The 15,447-nt window shown below is 72.8% G+C and carries 14 protein-coding genes; 5 read left to right on the forward strand and 9 right to left on the reverse strand.

Features of this window, described 5'->3' with window-relative positions:
* Window positions 1-39: 39 nt before the first annotated feature.
* Window positions 40-993: an AAA family ATPase gene (locus AC1MBW_RS01525; protein ID WP_480025232.1), complete on the forward strand. Its 954-nt coding sequence runs from the start codon at window positions 40-42 to the stop codon at window positions 991-993.
* A gap of 2 nt (window positions 994-995) precedes the next feature.
* A complete protein-coding gene (locus AC1MBW_RS01530) occupies window positions 996-2,288 on the forward strand; it encodes a DUF58 domain-containing protein (protein ID WP_480025233.1) in 1,293 nt (430 codons plus the stop codon).
* A 31-nt stretch (window positions 2,289-2,319) separates the two neighbouring features.
* Here the strand turns inward: AC1MBW_RS01530 and AC1MBW_RS01535 are convergent, their stop codons facing one another.
* Entirely contained in the window at window positions 2,320-3,315 is a 996-nt protein-coding gene (locus AC1MBW_RS01535) for a stage II sporulation protein M (protein WP_480025234.1), read from the reverse strand.
* Window positions 3,316-3,333: 18 nt separating this feature from the next.
* Between AC1MBW_RS01535 and AC1MBW_RS01540 the strand changes: the two genes are divergently transcribed.
* Window positions 3,334-4,218, forward strand: coding sequence for an RDD family protein (locus AC1MBW_RS01540; RefSeq protein ID WP_480025235.1), 885 nt, complete (start codon window positions 3,334-3,336; stop codon window positions 4,216-4,218).
* 34 nt (window positions 4,219-4,252) lie between these two features.
* Here AC1MBW_RS01540 and AC1MBW_RS01545 read toward each other — a convergent pair whose 3' ends face one another.
* From AC1MBW_RS01545 to AC1MBW_RS01555, 3 genes are all read right to left on the reverse strand, one after another.
* Entirely contained in the window at window positions 4,253-4,504 is a 252-nt protein-coding gene (locus AC1MBW_RS01545; RefSeq protein WP_233568399.1) for a metal-sensitive transcriptional regulator, read from the reverse strand.
* A 147-nt stretch (window positions 4,505-4,651) separates the two neighbouring features.
* Window positions 4,652-6,073 carry a phosphomannomutase/phosphoglucomutase gene (locus tag AC1MBW_RS01550; RefSeq protein ID WP_480025236.1) on the reverse strand — a complete coding sequence of 474 codons (1,422 nt, stop codon included), beginning with the start codon at window positions 6,071-6,073 and terminating at the stop codon, window positions 4,652-4,654.
* Complete coding sequence (locus tag AC1MBW_RS01555; RefSeq protein WP_480025237.1) at window positions 6,063-6,275, reverse strand: DUF3499 family protein; 213 nt, start codon at window positions 6,273-6,275, stop codon at window positions 6,063-6,065. The genes AC1MBW_RS01550 and AC1MBW_RS01555 overlap by 11 nt, the downstream gene beginning before the upstream one ends.
* Window positions 6,276-6,346: 71 nt before the next feature.
* Here AC1MBW_RS01555 and AC1MBW_RS01560 point away from each other — a divergent pair, with 71 nt between their 5' ends.
* Complete coding sequence (locus tag AC1MBW_RS01560) at window positions 6,347-6,796, forward strand: metallopeptidase family protein (protein WP_480025238.1); 450 nt, start codon at window positions 6,347-6,349, stop codon at window positions 6,794-6,796.
* 105 nt (window positions 6,797-6,901) lie between these two features.
* Here AC1MBW_RS01560 and AC1MBW_RS01565 read toward each other — a convergent pair whose 3' ends face one another.
* From AC1MBW_RS01565 to manA, 5 genes are all read right to left on the reverse strand, one after another.
* Window positions 6,902-8,317 carry a DUF5719 family protein gene (locus AC1MBW_RS01565; RefSeq protein ID WP_480025239.1) on the reverse strand — a complete coding sequence of 472 codons (1,416 nt, stop codon included), beginning with the start codon at window positions 8,315-8,317 and terminating at the stop codon, window positions 6,902-6,904.
* Window positions 8,310-11,141, reverse strand: coding sequence for a glycosyltransferase family 2 protein (locus tag AC1MBW_RS01570; RefSeq protein WP_480025240.1), 2,832 nt, complete (start codon window positions 11,139-11,141; stop codon window positions 8,310-8,312). Before AC1MBW_RS01570 ends, AC1MBW_RS01565 begins: the two co-directional genes overlap by 8 nt.
* A 165-nt stretch (window positions 11,142-11,306) precedes the next feature.
* Window positions 11,307-11,642: a WhiB family transcriptional regulator gene (locus AC1MBW_RS01575; protein ID WP_167599050.1), complete on the reverse strand. Its 336-nt coding sequence runs from the start codon at window positions 11,640-11,642 to the stop codon at window positions 11,307-11,309.
* Window positions 11,643-11,827: 185 nt separating this feature from the next.
* A complete protein-coding gene (gene galE, locus AC1MBW_RS01580; protein WP_480025241.1) occupies window positions 11,828-12,787 on the reverse strand; it encodes a UDP-glucose 4-epimerase GalE in 960 nt (319 codons plus the stop codon).
* A gap of 83 nt (window positions 12,788-12,870) precedes the next feature.
* Window positions 12,871-14,037 carry a mannose-6-phosphate isomerase, class I gene (gene manA, locus AC1MBW_RS01585; RefSeq protein WP_480025242.1) on the reverse strand — a complete coding sequence of 389 codons (1,167 nt, stop codon included), beginning with the start codon at window positions 14,035-14,037 and terminating at the stop codon, window positions 12,871-12,873.
* Between the two features lie 154 nt (window positions 14,038-14,191).
* Between manA and AC1MBW_RS01590 the strand changes: the two genes are divergently transcribed.
* Entirely contained in the window at window positions 14,192-15,388 is a 1,197-nt protein-coding gene (locus AC1MBW_RS01590) for an acyl-CoA dehydrogenase family protein (RefSeq protein WP_054146600.1), read from the forward strand.
* Window positions 15,389-15,447 lie beyond the last annotated feature (59 nt).

Here is a 15,447-nt window from a genome sequence, read left to right on the forward strand (position 1 = left end):
CGCCCCCGCACCGATCCCCACCCCGGAGGACCCCACCAGATGAGCTCAGAACTGCAGCAGACCTTCGCCCGAGTCCGAACCGAGGTCGGCAAGGCCGTCGTGGCCCAGGACGGTGCCGTGACGGGCCTGATCGTCACCCTGCTGGCGCAGGGGCACGCCCTGCTCGAGGGCGTCCCCGGCGTGGCCAAGACGCTGCTCGTGCGCGCCCTCAGCCACTCGCTGTCGCTCGACACCGCCCGGGTGCAGTTCACGCCCGACCTGATGCCCGGCGACATCACCGGGTCGCTCGTCTACGACGCGAAGTCGGGCGAGTTCGACTTCCGGGCCGGCCCGGTGTTCACCAACGTGCTGCTCGCCGACGAGATCAACCGCACGCCGCCCAAGACCCAGTCCGCGCTGCTCGAGGCGATGGAGGAGCGCCAGGTCTCGGTCGACGGGGTCAGCCGCGCACTGCCGACGCCGTTCCTGGTCGCGGCGACCATGAACCCCGTCGAGTACGAGGGCACCTACACGCTGCCCGAGGCCCAGCTCGACCGGTTCCTGATGAAGCTCACCCTCGACCTGCCGCCGCGCGAGGCCGAGGTCGAGGTGCTGAGCCGCCACGCCGCGGGCTTCTCGCCCCGCGACCTGCGGGCCGCCGGCGTCACCCCGGTGCTCGGCCCCGACGACCTCGCCCGCGCCCAGGCCGAGGTGGCCCGCGTCGGCGCCTCCCCCGACGTGCTCGCCTACATGGTCGACCTGGCCCGGGCCACGCGCGAGAGCCCGTCGGTGAAGATCGGCGTGAGCCCCCGCGGGTCGACGGCCCTGCTCTCCGCCTCGAAGGCGTGGGCGTGGCTGACCGGCTTCGACCACGTCACGCCCGACCACGTCCAGGCCATGGCCCTGCCCGTGCTGCGACACCGCCTGCAGCTGCGACCCGAGGCCGAGCTCGAGGGCGTCGACGCCGACGGCATCGTCCGCTCGGTCCTGCAGCAGGTCCGGGTGCCGCTCTAGCCATGGCGATCACCGGTTGGTTCGTCGTGCTCGTCGCATTCGGCGTCGTGCCCGTCGTCGTCACGGGCAGCGGCTGGGCGATCGTCGGCTGGCTCGGCGTCGTCACGGCGCTGACCGTGGTCGACGTGGCTCTCGCGGCCTCGCCCCGGTCGCTCACGATCCGGCGCGAGTTGCCCGGGGCGATCCGTCTCGGCGAGAGCGCACCCGCCCGGCTGACCGTGGTGAACGACGGTCCACGCACCCTGCGCGGACTCCTGCGGGACGCCTGGCAGCCGTCGGCCGGCGCCACCCCCACCCGCCGCCGTCTCTCCCTGCGGCCGGGACGGGCCGCGACCCTCACCGTGACGCTGACCCCGTTCCGTCGGGGCGAGCGCCGCGCCGGAGGCGTCACCGTCCGGACCGTCGGCCCGCTGCGGCTCGCCGGTCGACAGGCGACGCACGAGGTGCCCGGCGCGGTGCGCGTGCTGCCGCGGTTCTCGTCGCGCAAGCACCTGCCCTCCCGCCTGGCCCGGCTGCGCGAGCTCGACGGCCGCACGAGCGTGATGATCCGCGGCCAGGGCACCGAGTTCGACAGCCTGCGCGAGTACGTGCGAGGGGACGACGTCCGCTCCATCGACTGGCGGGCGACCGCACGCCGCGACGACCTCGTCGTGCGCACCTGGCGACCCGAGCGCGACCGTCGGGTGGTCGTCGTGGTCGACACGGGGCGCACGTCGGCGGCTCGCATCGACGACGAACCCCGGCTCGACACCGCTTTCGAGTCGGCCCTGCTGCTCGGGGCGTTGGCCTCGAGGGCCGGCGACCGGGTCGACGTCGTCCTGTTCGACCGTCGGGTCCGGGGCCGCGTCCAGGGCGCGACCGGACCCGCCCTGCTGTCGTCGATGGTCGAGACCATGGCTCCGATCGAGCCCGAACTCGTCGAGACCGACTGGTCCGCAGTGCCTGCTCTCGTCCGCTCGGTGACGTCCCGCCGGGCGCTGGTCGTCCTGGCGACGACGGTCGACAGCCCCGGCGCTTCCCGATCGCTGCTCGCCGCGATCCCCCAGCTGACCCGCCAGCACCTCGTCGTCGTGGCGTCGGTCACCGATCCGGCCCTCGACGAGACGGTCTCGCGACGCGGCACCCGCGACGAGGTCTACCGGGCGGCCTCCGCCGAGCGTGCCCGGCTCGACCAGGGCCGTGTCGCCGCCGCCCTGCGTCAGGTCAGCGCCGACGTCGTGACCGGGGCGCCGGCCGACCTGCCCCCCGCCCTGGCCGACCGCTACCTCGCGCTCAAGGCGGCCGGTCGCCTCTGACGGAGGCACGGGGCGGGGCGGCGACGCAGGATCAGTCGGCGACGAGCTGCGTCGCCCCGGCTTCGAACTCGTCGAGGTCGCCGGTCTGCCCGGCCCGGTGGGCCCGCCCGCCGAGCAACCACTGGTAGGCCAGGAAGCCGAGCAAGGCCACGGTGCCGATGCCGATCTTGATCGGCCACGGCCACGCCTGCCGGGTGACGAACCCCTCGATGACGCCCGAGACCAGCAACGAGAGCATCAGCCCGACGGCGATGGTCACGAGTGCGCGGCCGTCCTGTGCCAACGCCTGCCCCCGGGTGCGGGCACCGGGCGCCACCCAGGACCAGAAGATCATCAGACCGGCCGCCCCGGCGACGAAGATGCTGTAGAGCTCGAGCTGGCCGTGGGGAGCGATGTACAGGAAGAACTGGTCGAGCCGCCCCTGATCGGCCATGAGCCCGGCCGAGATGCCGACGTTCATGGCGTTGCTGAGGATCGCGTAAGGCACCCAGACCCCGGTGATCCCGAAGGCCACGCACTGGGCCGCGATGTACGCGTTGTTCGTCCACACCTGGCCGGTGAACGAGGTCGAGGCGCTCTCGGAGTAGTAGTTCACGAAGTCCTGCTCGGCGAACTGCCGGCGGAACTCGTCGCTGCCGAACGAGGCCAACAAGGCCGGCGTGTTCGCCGCCCAGATCGCGAACACCGCCGCGACGACGACCGTCACGAGCGTCAGCACGAGCGACAGCCAGCGCACCCGGTAGAGGGCGGCCGGCAGCTGCGCGACGAAGAAGGTGGGCAGCTGGCTGAACAGGTTGCGGCCGGCACCCGTGAAGCGGAGTCGTGCTCGCGACAGGGACATCGAGAGCCGGTCGGCCACCACCGAGTCGCCGGTCGCCGTCTTCAGCGCCGACAGCTGACCGGCCCCGGACTGGTACAGGCGCACGAGCTCGTCGGCTTCGGGCCCGCTCAGTCGGCCGTGCCGGGCGAGGCGGTCGAGCTCGGCCCAGTCGTGGCCGTGGGCGGCGGCGTAGGCGTCGATGTCCATTCTGCTTAGATACTAGGCATGTCCCGCACGAAGGCACGAGGCGCCTCCCCTGTGGTGCTGCGCCCCGACCAGGTCGACGCCTTCACGGCGGGCGGGGACGAGCTCGTCACGGGCGAGGCGGTGGCTCTCGACCTCCGGCCGACGAGCTTCGTGCTGCGGGCCGCCGGCGTGCTCATCGACTACCTGGCCTACGCCCTCCTGCTCGTCGGCGCGTTGCTGCTCGTCTCGCTCCTCAACGAGGGAGGGGTGCTGGACGACGCCCTGTCGCAGGCCTTCCTCGTCGCGTCGATCGCGATCTGCTTCATCGTCGTGCCGACGGTGGTCGAGACCGCGAGCCACGGTCGGTCCCTGGGCAAGCTCGCCGTCGGTGCGCGCATCGTCCGCACCGATGGAGGCGCGATCGGCCTGCGCCACGCCCTCACCCGGGCACTCGTGGGGCTGCTCGAGATCGTCTCGACCAGTGGCGGCCTGGCCGTCGTCGTCGCCCTGCTGAACGGCTCGTCCCGCCGCCTGGGCGACCTGATGGCCGGCACCTACAGTCGCAACGAGCGTGTGTCCAAGGCCGCCCACGTGGTCTACGGCGTGCCGTCGCACCTGCAGGGCTGGGCCGAGATCGCGGACGTCGGGCGCCTGCCCGACGGCCTGGCCCGTCGCATCGCGTCGTTCCTGCAGCAGGCACCGCAGCTCTCCCCCGCCAGCCGACGACGTGTCGCCGACGAGCTGGCGGCCGAGGCGACGCCGTACGTCTCGCCCGTGCCGTCCGGCGAACCCGAGTTCCTCCTGGCCGGCGTCTCGGCGCTCCGTCGTCAGCGCGAGTCCGCCGCCCTGGCCCGCGAGTCCGCACTGCTCGACCGCCTGACCCCGGCACTGACCGAGACCGTCCCGGGCTTCCCCCGCCGCTGACCGTCGCCGTCGTGGCCGGCCGCGCGACTCGGGTTCACGACCGGACGAGCCTCGCGATCGCCGCCGACGCCTCGCGGACCTTGGCGTCCGCGACGTCGCCTCCTTCGCGGGCGGCCTGGGCGACGCAGTGGGCGAGGTGGTCCTCGAGCAACTGGAGCGCCACGGTCTCGAGGGCCCGCGTGGCCGCGCTCACCTGGGTCAGCACGTCGATGCAGTACGTGTCGTCCTCGACCATGCGCTGGATGCCCCGCACCTGACCCTCGGCCCGGCGCAGACGCTTGACGATCTGCTCCTTGTCGCCGCTGTAGCCGACGTGCCTCGTCGTCGTGTGCTCACCCTGCTGCGCCACCCGCGCCTCCTGCCCGTGTCATCTGATCGCCAGGATACCCCCAGGGGGTAACGGCCCCGCCCACGGCCGGAGCTCGGTCGGCCGTCAGCCGCGGATCAGCCCGAGGACGTCGTCACGGACGCGCTCCATGCCGGCGGGCGTCGCCGCCTCGGCGTTGAGGCGCAGCAACGGCTCGGTGTTCGACGGCCGGACGTTGAACCACCAGAACCCGTCGTCGGACGTCCCGCTGACCGTGAGCCCGTCGAGCTCGTCGAAGTCGCCGACCCCGGCATAGGCCTCGACGATGCGCGCGTACGCCGCCGGCACGTCGGTGACGGTCGAGTTGATCTCGCCGCTCGCCGCGTAGGGCGTGTAGCGGTCGGTCAGGGTCGAGAGCGGCTCCGCCTGCGCCCCGAACTCGGCCAGGACGTGCATGGCGGCCAACATGCCGTTGTCGGCGCTCCAGAAGTCGCGGAAGTAGTAGTGCGCCGAGTGCTCACCGCCGAAGATCGCGCCGGTCGACCGCATCTCGTCCTTGATCAGCGAGTGGCCGACGCGGGTGCGCACCGGGGTCGCCCCGGCGGCCTCGATGGCCTCGGGCACCGCGCGCGACGTGATCAGGTTGTGGATCACCGAGATCTCGGCGTCGGGCTCGGCGGCACGGACGCGCGCGATCTCGCGGACGGCGACGATCGCGGCCACGGCCGACGGGGTCACGGCGTCGCCCTTCTCGTCGACGACGAAGCAGCGGTCGGCATCACCGTCGAACGCCAGCCCCAGGTCGGCCCCGTGCTCGAGGACGGCTTTCTGCAGGTCGACGATGTTCGCCGGGTCGAGGGGGTTGGCCTCGTGGTTGGGGAAGGTTCCGTCGAGTTCGAAGTACAGCGGGATGATCTCGATCGGCAGCTTCGGCAGGCCCGCGGCCTCGCCCAGCACCGCCGGGACCGTCAGGCCGCCCATGCCGTTGCCCGCGTCGACGACGACCGTGATGGGCCGGATGCCGGAGAGGTCGACCAGTCCGCGCAAGTAGGCGGCGTAGTCGGGTAGCGCGTCGTGCTCTCGGACGGTGCCGGGCTCGGCGACGGCCTCGATGCCGTCGGCCAGGAACGAGGAGGCGCGGTCACGGATCGAGGACAGCCCCGTGTCGAGGCTGATGCCCTGGGCGCCGGCCCGGCTCATCTTGATGCCGTTGTAGGTGGCCGGGTTGTGGCTCGCGGTGAACATGGCCGCCGGGGCGTCGAGCGAGCCGGAGGCGAAGTACGACTCGTCGGTCGAGCACAGGCCCAGCGCGACGACGTTCGCACCCCGGGCGCGCGCGCCGCGGGCGAAGGCGTCGGCGAAGCCCGGCGAGGAGTCGCGCATGTCGTGGCCGACGACCAGGTCGCGGCCGGCGCCGTCGATCTCGTCGGCGAACGCCGCACCGAACGCCTCGACCACCTCGTCGGTGAGCTGGCTGCCGACCAGCCCACGGACGTCGTAGGTCTTGACGAAGGCGGTCAGGTCGACGGGGGTGTTCTCAGAGGTCATGGCCCAAAACTACCCGGCGCAGGACCTGCCAGCCCTGCGGGACCGACAACGAGCCCGCGTGGCGGTCGCAGAGGTCGTAACCGTGCGGCTCGACGCGGTCGCTCAGGGGCCCGACGACGACCATCGAGTCGGCGTACACGTACGTCAGCGTCGCGACGGCCTCGTCGTGGCACGTCACCTTGCTGCAGGGTCGACCGTTCATCTGGCGGACAGACTATCGCGAGGTCCCCCGGGGACCGACCCGCGCCTCCTCGCCGGGCCTACGATGGGCGGATGAGCAAGGCCCGCCCCGCACGCGTCACCGACCGGTCCCGTCGGCGCGACCGCCACGGGCGCGGGTTGCGGTCGTCGGCCGCCGGGCCCCACCTGCCCTTCCTGCGCACGCGGGTCGATCTCTTCGACGACATCGTGGCCGCCACCGCCGACTACCTGCGCGAGGCATGGCCCGACGAACTCGCCGACACGTCGTTCGAGGTCGCCGGCCTCCCCGCCGAACCCGACCGCACCCGCGTCGAACGCTGGTCGGTCGACCGGACCGCCGGCCGGGTGGTGCTGTACCGCCTGCCGATCGAACGGCTCGCACCGTCGCACGACCGACGGGGTGCCGCCGAGGACGAGTGGAACCACCGTGTGCTCGTCGAGGGGTACGTGTTCCGCGCCGTGGCCGATCTGCTCGGCAAGGACCCGTGGGAGCTCGCGCCCGACCGCTGGCGCGACGGCTGACCCACTCGAGCGTCGGGGCCGTGTCTGCCGTCGGGGTCGCGCCGACGGTCGGGGAGGCCGGGCCGTCAGGCCGTCGGGCTTTCAGGCGGTCAGGCCGTCAGGCCGTCAGGGGTAGACGGTCACGGGCGTCGACGCCGGGAACGGCGAGGTCACCGGCCAGGCGGCGATGGCTGCGGGTGCCGAGAAGCTGACACCCGCCCGCAGGCCGTCGGCGTCCTCGAGCCGGACGGCGTCGCCCGAGGCCACGTCGACGCCGACCGTCGACCCACCGGGCACCTCGACGACCCGCTCGTCGCCGTCACCCACCGTGACCTCGGCCGTCACGGCGTCCTGACCGGGGTTCGCGAGCCAGAGGCGTCCGCCCTCACCGTCGGGCACGACGGCCTCGGTGTCACCCGAGAGGCGCGGCGACGAGGCGGCCCAGCTCAGGTCCACGCCTCCTGCGTCGGCGGCGACGGTGGAGGTGCGGGCGGCGACGGCCACGGCCGTGGACGACCGCACGGTGGCGGTGTAGACACCGTCCTCGAGCCCGTCGATCGGCACGTCGGTCACGCGACCCCCCTCGACCCGGGTCTCGAACGTGGTGCCGGTACCGTCGTCGGTGGCCAAGGAGACGCTCACCTGAGCGGGATCCTGGCCCGGAACGAGGACGCGCAGCACGGACTGGAAGTCGGAGGACGACGGATCGGCCAGCGCACCCTCGAGGTTCGCCGAATCGCGGACGACGATCCCCGTGACGACCGACTCGCGCGAGGGTGCGGCGGACCCGGTCACGATGTCCACGCCGCCCGGTTCGAGGGTCCGGACGACGCTCTGCTGGAGGGTGGCGACGATCTGCCCACCACGACTCGACACGTGGACGGCCGGCGAGACGAGTCCGGTCGCGAAGCCCGAGAGCGGCACCACCTTCTGGCTGCGTGGCGCGACGACGATGCCGTCGATGCCGGGGCCCTGCACCTCGCCGGTCTCGGACCGGATGTCGAGGTCGACGGTGGCGTTCACCTCGCTGGGGTTCACGAGGCTGATGAGCGACACGCGCCCCGTCTCGGTCGAGCCGCCGATCAGCCACGTCGAGCTCGTGGGCTCGGTGCACGGCGCCGAGGCGAAGCCACGCAGGTCGCCCTCGTCGACCGACTGGCTCTGGGCCGCCGCGACGAGGGGCACGTCGCTGCCCTCGACGGGCGCGGTGACCACGGACGGCCGCGAGTCGCTGCCGTCGGCACCGGCGAGTTCCTCGACGTCGACGTCGCCCTCGCTCGACTGCCGGGCGACGGCGGCCCGACCGACCGAACTCGCGGTCGTGGCCTGCTGACCCTCGGCGTCCGAGAGCTGCAACAGCGCACCGGTGCAGACCCGCTGCTGGTCCACGGGCACCGGGGTCACGAGCTGGCCCGCCGGCACCGTCTCGAACGAGGGAAGGCGCACGACCGCGGCACCCCCGACGACCGCCGCGGCGACGGCGAGGCCGACGACGCCGACCGCCACTCGTCCCGTCGTGGAGAAGACCGATCGCTTATTCATCTCGCTCCTCGTCGAAGGTCGTGGCGGGCTGCTCGGCCTCGGGCGTCCCGGCCCGGGATCGACGTCGCCGCGGCGACGTCGGGATGGCGAGCAGCAGGGCGGAACCGAAGACGAGCCCCCAGCTGATCAAGACGATCGGACGCAAGGGTCCGGCAGCCGGACGCGCGTCGCGCTCGTCCTGCGCCTCCACGTAGCGCCAGAGCAGGCCGTTGGACGTGTCGCCGACGGGCAGGAAGTCGGCGTCGGCGTCGAGGGCCTCGCCCGCGCGCTGGCCGAGCCGGTCGGCGTCGCCGTCGTCGTCGGTGGCCGTCAGCAGCACGAACCCGACACCGAGTCGACGCAGGTCGTCGGTCGGGTCGAAACCACTGCGGCTGACGAGGTTCCCGGCCAGGACGGTGAGGTCTTCGTTGACCGAGGTGAGGCGTTGGGCGGTCGAGTCGAGCGTCGACTGGTCGTCGAGCGTCGCTCCCTGCCCGTGCTCGAGCGACACGGCGAGCGAGCCGTCCGGCTGAGGCGTGAGGACGAGCGTCCCGACGTCGGGCGTCGCCTCGGCCTCCGCCGTGACGTAGGCCGACAGGATGCGGCCCGAGCTCGGACGGACGTCGGCCACGGGGCCGAACGACGCGATGACGGTGGGGGCCGCGGCCGCCACCGCGAGCACGGCGACCAGGGCACCGGCCGGCGGGGCGATCCTCGGCAACCGGTCGAGGGTCACGGCCGCGGCACCGACGAGTCCCAGCAGGTACAGGCTCAGCCCACTGCCGGCCCAGATCGTGGTCGTGTCGCTGCCGACGCCCGTGACGGACACGTGGGTCGCGGCGACGGCCGTGAGGTAGCCGAGCAGGGCGAGCGCGAGGGCGGGGACCGCGCGGCGCTGCGAGCCGACGAACGGCGAGGCCACGGCGAGCAGCGCCAGCGGGGCGATCGCGACGGCCACCAGCACGGCGAGCGTGGCGGACGAGAAGCCCGTTCCGGCGATCAGGGCCGTCCAGCCGTTGAGGCCCGTCTCGGGCGACGTGAGCAGCAGCTGCAGCGGCGACGCGGGGTCCGACCTCGTCGGGACGCCGGGGTCGGCGAACACGGCCCACCAGGTGCCCCGCTGCAGCTGGGCGACGACGAGCGGGGCGAAGAGGGCCAGCGCGGGCAGGGGCACCGCGACGAGCCGGTGGGTGCCGCGCGGGCGGCTGACGATCGACCCGAGCCAGCCGACGAGCAGCGCCGGGACGAGCGACGGAGCAGCGGCGGCGACGACGGCGAAGAGCAAGGATGCGGTGGCCCCGGCCGTCCACGACCTCGCGGCGCCGATCATGGCCCAGACCAGGAACGGGAGCGCCACGTGCGCGAGGACGGCGCCCAGGTGTCCGGACTGCAGCCCCGAGAGCAGGGGCGACGAGAGGGCGTAGAGCGCGGCGGCGACGGCCGGCACCCAGGTGCGACGGGTCACGCGGCGGGTGGCGAACCAGGCCCCCAGCGCCGAGAGCGGCAGGGCCACGACGTAGACGCCGACGACCGCGGTGGACGGCGACCAGGGCGTCAGGCTGCCCAGGACGGCGACGAGTGCGGCGAACGGGTCGGAGGGACCGAGGAACCCGGTGCCGATCTCGCGCCAGCCGTAGCCGACCGACGACCACAGCTGACCCACCGAGGTGCTGAGCGGCAGGAGCCCGCCACCCGTCACGGCCGGGTTGCCGAGCAGCGGCAGGAACGCGACCACGCCGACGACGGCGGCGACCAGGACGACCCAGAGACCGCCCGAGTGGACGAAGCTGGCCCGGGGATCGGGCGCGTCCTCGACGACGGCGACCTGCGCATCGCGTTCGGTGACGCGACGTTCACGCAGCAACGCGCGTGACGCCCGCAGGGGCTCGACCGAACTCCAGCCGACGCTCTTGGTGCGGGCGAGTGCCCGACGGGCGGACCGCACGTGCGAGCCGCCGAAGGCAGCCCGGAACGCGGTGGCGAACTCGCCCACCACGGCTCCGGGGTTCTTGGTCAGCAGGTGCCACACGCTGCGCACGACCGCCAACGGCACGAGGCTGAGCCAGTGCAGCGGCAACAGGACGGCGGCCGAGTAGACGAGGCGCCGGTGCAGTTGTGCCGCACGGTGGAGGCGCGCTCGACGGGCGTGACCGACGGGTCCGTGGCCGAACTCCTCCGGCGGTCCGGCGCTGTCGACCTTCGCATCGGGCACGAGCACCACACGGTGACCGGCGAGACGGGCACGGATGGAGAAGTCGAGCGCCGCGTCCACGTGCGGCAGCGCGGGATCGAAGCCGCCCAGCGCGGTCCAGACGGTGCGACGGACGAGCATGCCGCCCGCCGCGACGCCGAGCACGTCGTCGGTGACGTCGTGCTGGCCCTGGTCGAGCTCGTTCTCGACACGGGCGAGCGAGGCGCCGTACCGGGTGACGGTCTCGCCGAACTCGGCGATGACACCGGGCTGACCCCACCGCATCAGCTTGGGCCCCGCGACCGCGACGGACGGCGACACCTCGACGGTCGTCATGAGGTGCTCGAGCGCCTCGGGCGCGGGCGCGTTGTCGTGGCCGAGCAGCCAGACCCATTCGTCGGGGTCGCCGTCGCCCGGGTCGGAGAGCCGGACGCCGTGCGCGGCGGCGGCACCGAAGGTCTTGGCGTCGGGCAGCGAGGCCAGCTGGGCGGCACCGCTGAGCGAGAGCCGGCCCGCGGCCGAGTCCTTGCCGCCGGTGTCGACCACCACCAGGGCCTCCGGGGGCCGCGTCTGACGCGACAGCCCGTCGAGGGTTCGGTCGAGGTAGGTCGCTCCACCAGGGGCGACGAGGATCGCTGTGACTCTCGGCTGCATGACTCGTGCAGCCTAGGTCGCACCGACGCGGGCACCGGCTCGGCGCGCCGACGCGACGAGCGAGACGTGGCGACCCGCGCCTCCCGGCCCCTCGCCCCCGTCCGGGACGACGGAACGGCACCGACCCGGAGGGGTCGATGCCGTCGGAAGCCGAGGAGGCGCGGGTCAGGCCCGCTTGCGGAGCTTGCGACGCTCGCGCTCGGACAGCCCGCCCCAGATGCCGAATCGCTCGTCGTTCTGCAGGGCGTACTCGAGGCATTGGGCCCGGACGTCGCAGGAGGCGCAGATCTTCTTGGCGTCCCGCGTGGAGCCGCCCTTCTCGGGGAAGAAGGCCTCGGGGTCGGTCTGGGCGCAGAGCGAATCCGCCTGCCAGGCCAGCTGGTTCTCGTCGTCGGCGACGGTGGTTCGCGACGCCGACGATCCGACGCCGGGGACACCCAGCTGGATCGGGTCGACGTGCCAGTCGTCCGGGACGCCGGCGCGGTTCTCGTGGATGCCCACAGCGCATCTCCCCTCGTGTCGATCGCCCGTGAATGTACGCGACAAGGTAATTACACCGGTGTCATTACCCATCCGTCAAGTCGAGGGCCAATAAACCCTCCACCCCCCGATCAGGGGCAAGGGAGCCCCGGCGTGTCGGGGGACGTTTCGAGCGGAACGGGTGATGTCGAGCGCGGTGACGTCCGTCAGCCGCGAGGTGCGGCCTCCCAGGCGCTCGTGACCATCTCGAGGAGCGTGTGCCGCATCTCCCAGTCGAGGTCCCGGGCCGCCAGGCTGCCGTCCGCGACGATGCGGTCCGGGTCGCCGGGGCGACGCGGAGCGATCTCGGGCGTGAAGTCGATGCCGGTGCCCTCGCGCATCGCGGCCATGATCTCGGCGACCGAGACGCCCCCGCCCGAACCGAGGTTGTAGGCGGGCTCGACGGGCTCGCCCGCGTCCAGTCGGCGGGCCGCGGCGACGTGCGAGACCGCCAGGTCGGCGACGTGGACGTAATCCCGGACGCATGTGCCGTCGGGGGTGGCGTAGTCGTCGCCGTTGATGCGCGGGACGCGTCCTTCGACGAGAGCCGCGAAGACGAGCGGGAAGAGGTTGTGCGGGCTGGCGTCCCAGAGGTCGGGTCGACCCGAGCCCACGACGTTGAAGTAGCGCAGGCTCGTGTGTCGCAGCCCCTCGGCCACGGCCTGGTCGCGCAGCAGCCACTCGCCGATCAGCTTGCTCTCGCCGTACGGCGACGCGGGCGCCTTGGGGGTGTCCTCGGTGACGAGTTCGGTCGGCGGCGTGCCGTAGACGGCCGCGCTCGACGAGAACACGATCCGGTCGACGCCCCGGCTCGACATGGCCTCGAGGAGGCGGGCGGTCCCCGTGACGTTCTGGTCGTAGGTGTGCAGCGGACGCTGGACCGAGACCCCGGCGTACTTGTAGCCCGCGACGTGGACGACGCCCGTGACGCCGTGACGGTCGATGGTCTGCTCGATCAGCTCGCGATCGAGGATCGAGCCCCGGACGAACGGCACGTCGGCGGGCACGAAGCCCTCGAGGCCTGACGAGAGGTCGTCGAGGACCACCGCGTCGATGCCCGCCCCCGTGAACTCGCGGACGACGTGAGAACCGATGTACCCGGCACCGCCGGTGACCAACCATGACATGGGGCCAACCTACCGGGTGCCCGGCGGGTGGTGGCGGGCCCGGCACGTGGCGCGCGGCGGCGGTCGGCGGCCCCGCCCCCGGCTCAGGCCGGCGTGGCCACGTACGCGGTGCCGTCGCCGGTCATCGCGAGCCGGACCTCGTCGGGCGTCACGAACGCGGACTCCCCACGACCGAGCCGGATGGTGCCGTCCTGCCCCTTGACGTGGACCTCGCCGTCGGTGACCAGGACGATGCTCGGACCGCCGATCTCGACGACGGCCCCCGGTCCCGAGGCGTCGACCCTGAGCATGGCGAACCCCGTGCCGGACGGCGCGAAGCGCTCGACCCCCCGGGCGACCGTGGTGGGCTCGAGGCGGGGCACGGGCAGCGGTTCGAAGTCGAGGACCTTCAGCAGTTCGGGGACGTCGACGTGCTTGGGCGTCAACCCGCCGCGCAGCACGTTGTCGGAGGGGGCCATGAGCTCGACGCCGAAGCCACCCAGGTAGGCGTGGACGTTGCCGGCGGGCAGGAACAGGGCCTCGCCGGCCCGCAGCGTCACCCGGTTGAGCAACAGCGAGAGGACGACCCCGGGGTCGCCCGGGTAGCGCTCGGCCAGGTCGACGACCGTCGCGACGCTCGCGCCGCCGGCCCGGTGGGCGGCGGCGAGCTCGCTGACCGCGGCGATGGTCGCGGCCGAGTCGTCGTCGGCCTGGAAGAGGAACGCGAGGGTCGACCGCAGGGACTCGCCCAGGTGCCGACGGAGCCGGTCGAGGCGCCCCGAGCCGTCGTCGAGGAGGTCGACGTCGGCCAGGGTCTCGGCCGGCTCGCGGAACCCGCAGAGGGCGTCGAAGGTGTCGCTGAGTGCCACGATGATCTCGGGTTTGGCCGACGAGTCCTTGTAGTTGCGTTCGGGGGCGTCGAGCGGGATGCCGGCGGCGTCCTCGCGAGCGAAGCCCTCCCGGGCCTGCTCGGGGGTCGGGTGCGCCTGGATGGAAAGCGGGCCGTCGGCCGCGAGCAGCTTCAGCAGGAACGGCAGGTGGTCCCGGTCGCGCCCGAGGGCCCGGGCCGGCTCGGCGGCGAACCAGTCGGCGAGGGTGTCGGCGCCGCCCACCACCGCCGGGGCCACGACGACGCTCGGCGAGCCCGGGTGCGCGCCGAGCCAGAGCTCGGCCTCGGGGCGGCCGCTCGGTCGACGACCGAGCAGGTCGGCGATGGCCGTCGTCGAACCCCAGGCGTAGTCGCGGGGCGTGTTGGTGATGGCGAGGAACATGGCTTTACCTGCTTGTCGAGGTCGTGCTTGGTCGCCCCCTACAAAGCCGTGCGGTCGACGACGCCGGGGCGTTGACCAAAGCTACCAATCCCTTGGTCACGGCCGGGTCGCTGCCTAGGCTCCTGTCGTCCCGACACGAAGCAATGGAGCACGGATGTCATCAGCGACCCTCACCTCGTTCACCTCTCTCGTCAGCGACTTCTACGGCTACGAAGACCTGCTCTCCGACCGCGAGAAGGGTGTGCTGGCCGACCTGCGCCGCTACCTCGAGACCGAGGTCAAGCCCGGCGTGAACCGCCACTGGGCGGACGCGACCTTCCCGCACGAGATCGTCAAGGGCCTCGCCGGCCTCGGCCTGTTCGGCATGCCGTGGGAAGAGACGCGCCCGTTCGAGAACTCCGCCGTCTTCCGCGGCTGGGTCGCACTCGAGCTCGCCCGCGTCGACGCGTCCGTCGCGACCTTCGTCGGCGTGCAGAACGGCCTGGCGATGGGGTCGATCGGCGTCGGCGGTTCGCCGGAGCAGCGCGCCGAGTGGCTGCCCCGCATGGCGAGCGGCGACCTGGTGGGTGCCTTCGGCCTGACCGAGCCGTTGTCGGGGTCGGACTCGGCCCAGGGCCTCCGTACGATCGCCACCCGTGACGGCGACGGCTGGGTGTTGAACGGCTCCAAGCGGTGGATCGGCAACGCCACGTTCAGCGACATCACCATCATCTGGGCCAAGAGCGCCGAGGACGGCCAGGTCAAGGGCTTCATCGTCCCGACCGACACCGCGGGCTACACGGCCACCAAGATCGAGGACAAGCAGAGCCTCCGCATCGTCCAGAACGCCGACATCACCCTCGAGGACGTCCGCGTGCCCGAGCGCAACCGGCTGCAGCAGGCCGATTCGTTCCGCAGCACGGCGGCCGTGCTCCGCCTGACCCGGGCCGAGGTCGCCTGGGCGGCCGTGGGCAACTCGATCGGCGCGTACGAGGCCGCGCTGGCGTACGCGAACGAGCGCGTGCAGTTCGGCAAGCCGATCGCCAAACACCAGCTGATCCAGGACCTCCTGGTGAAGTGCATCGGCAACATCACCGCGTCGATCGGCATGGTGGTCCGCTGCTCGCAGATGCTCGACGAGGGCACGCAACGCGACGAGCACGCCTCGCTCGCCAAGGCGTTCACCACGGCCCGCATGCGCGAGACGGTCGGGTACGCCCGCGAGGTCATGGGGGGCAACGGCATCGTGCTCGAGTACGACGTGGCCCGGTTCTTCGCCGACGCCGAGGCGCTCTACAGCTACGAGGGCACTCGCGAGATGAACACGCTCATCGTCGGCCGCAGCATCACGGGCCAGGCAGCCTTCGTCTGATCCATCGGGCGGGGCGGCCCCCGGTCGCCCCGCTGCGCCTCCCCCGTCGTCTAGCCTGG

It is taken from the genome of Frigoribacterium sp. AP1 (genome assembly GCF_056680555.1).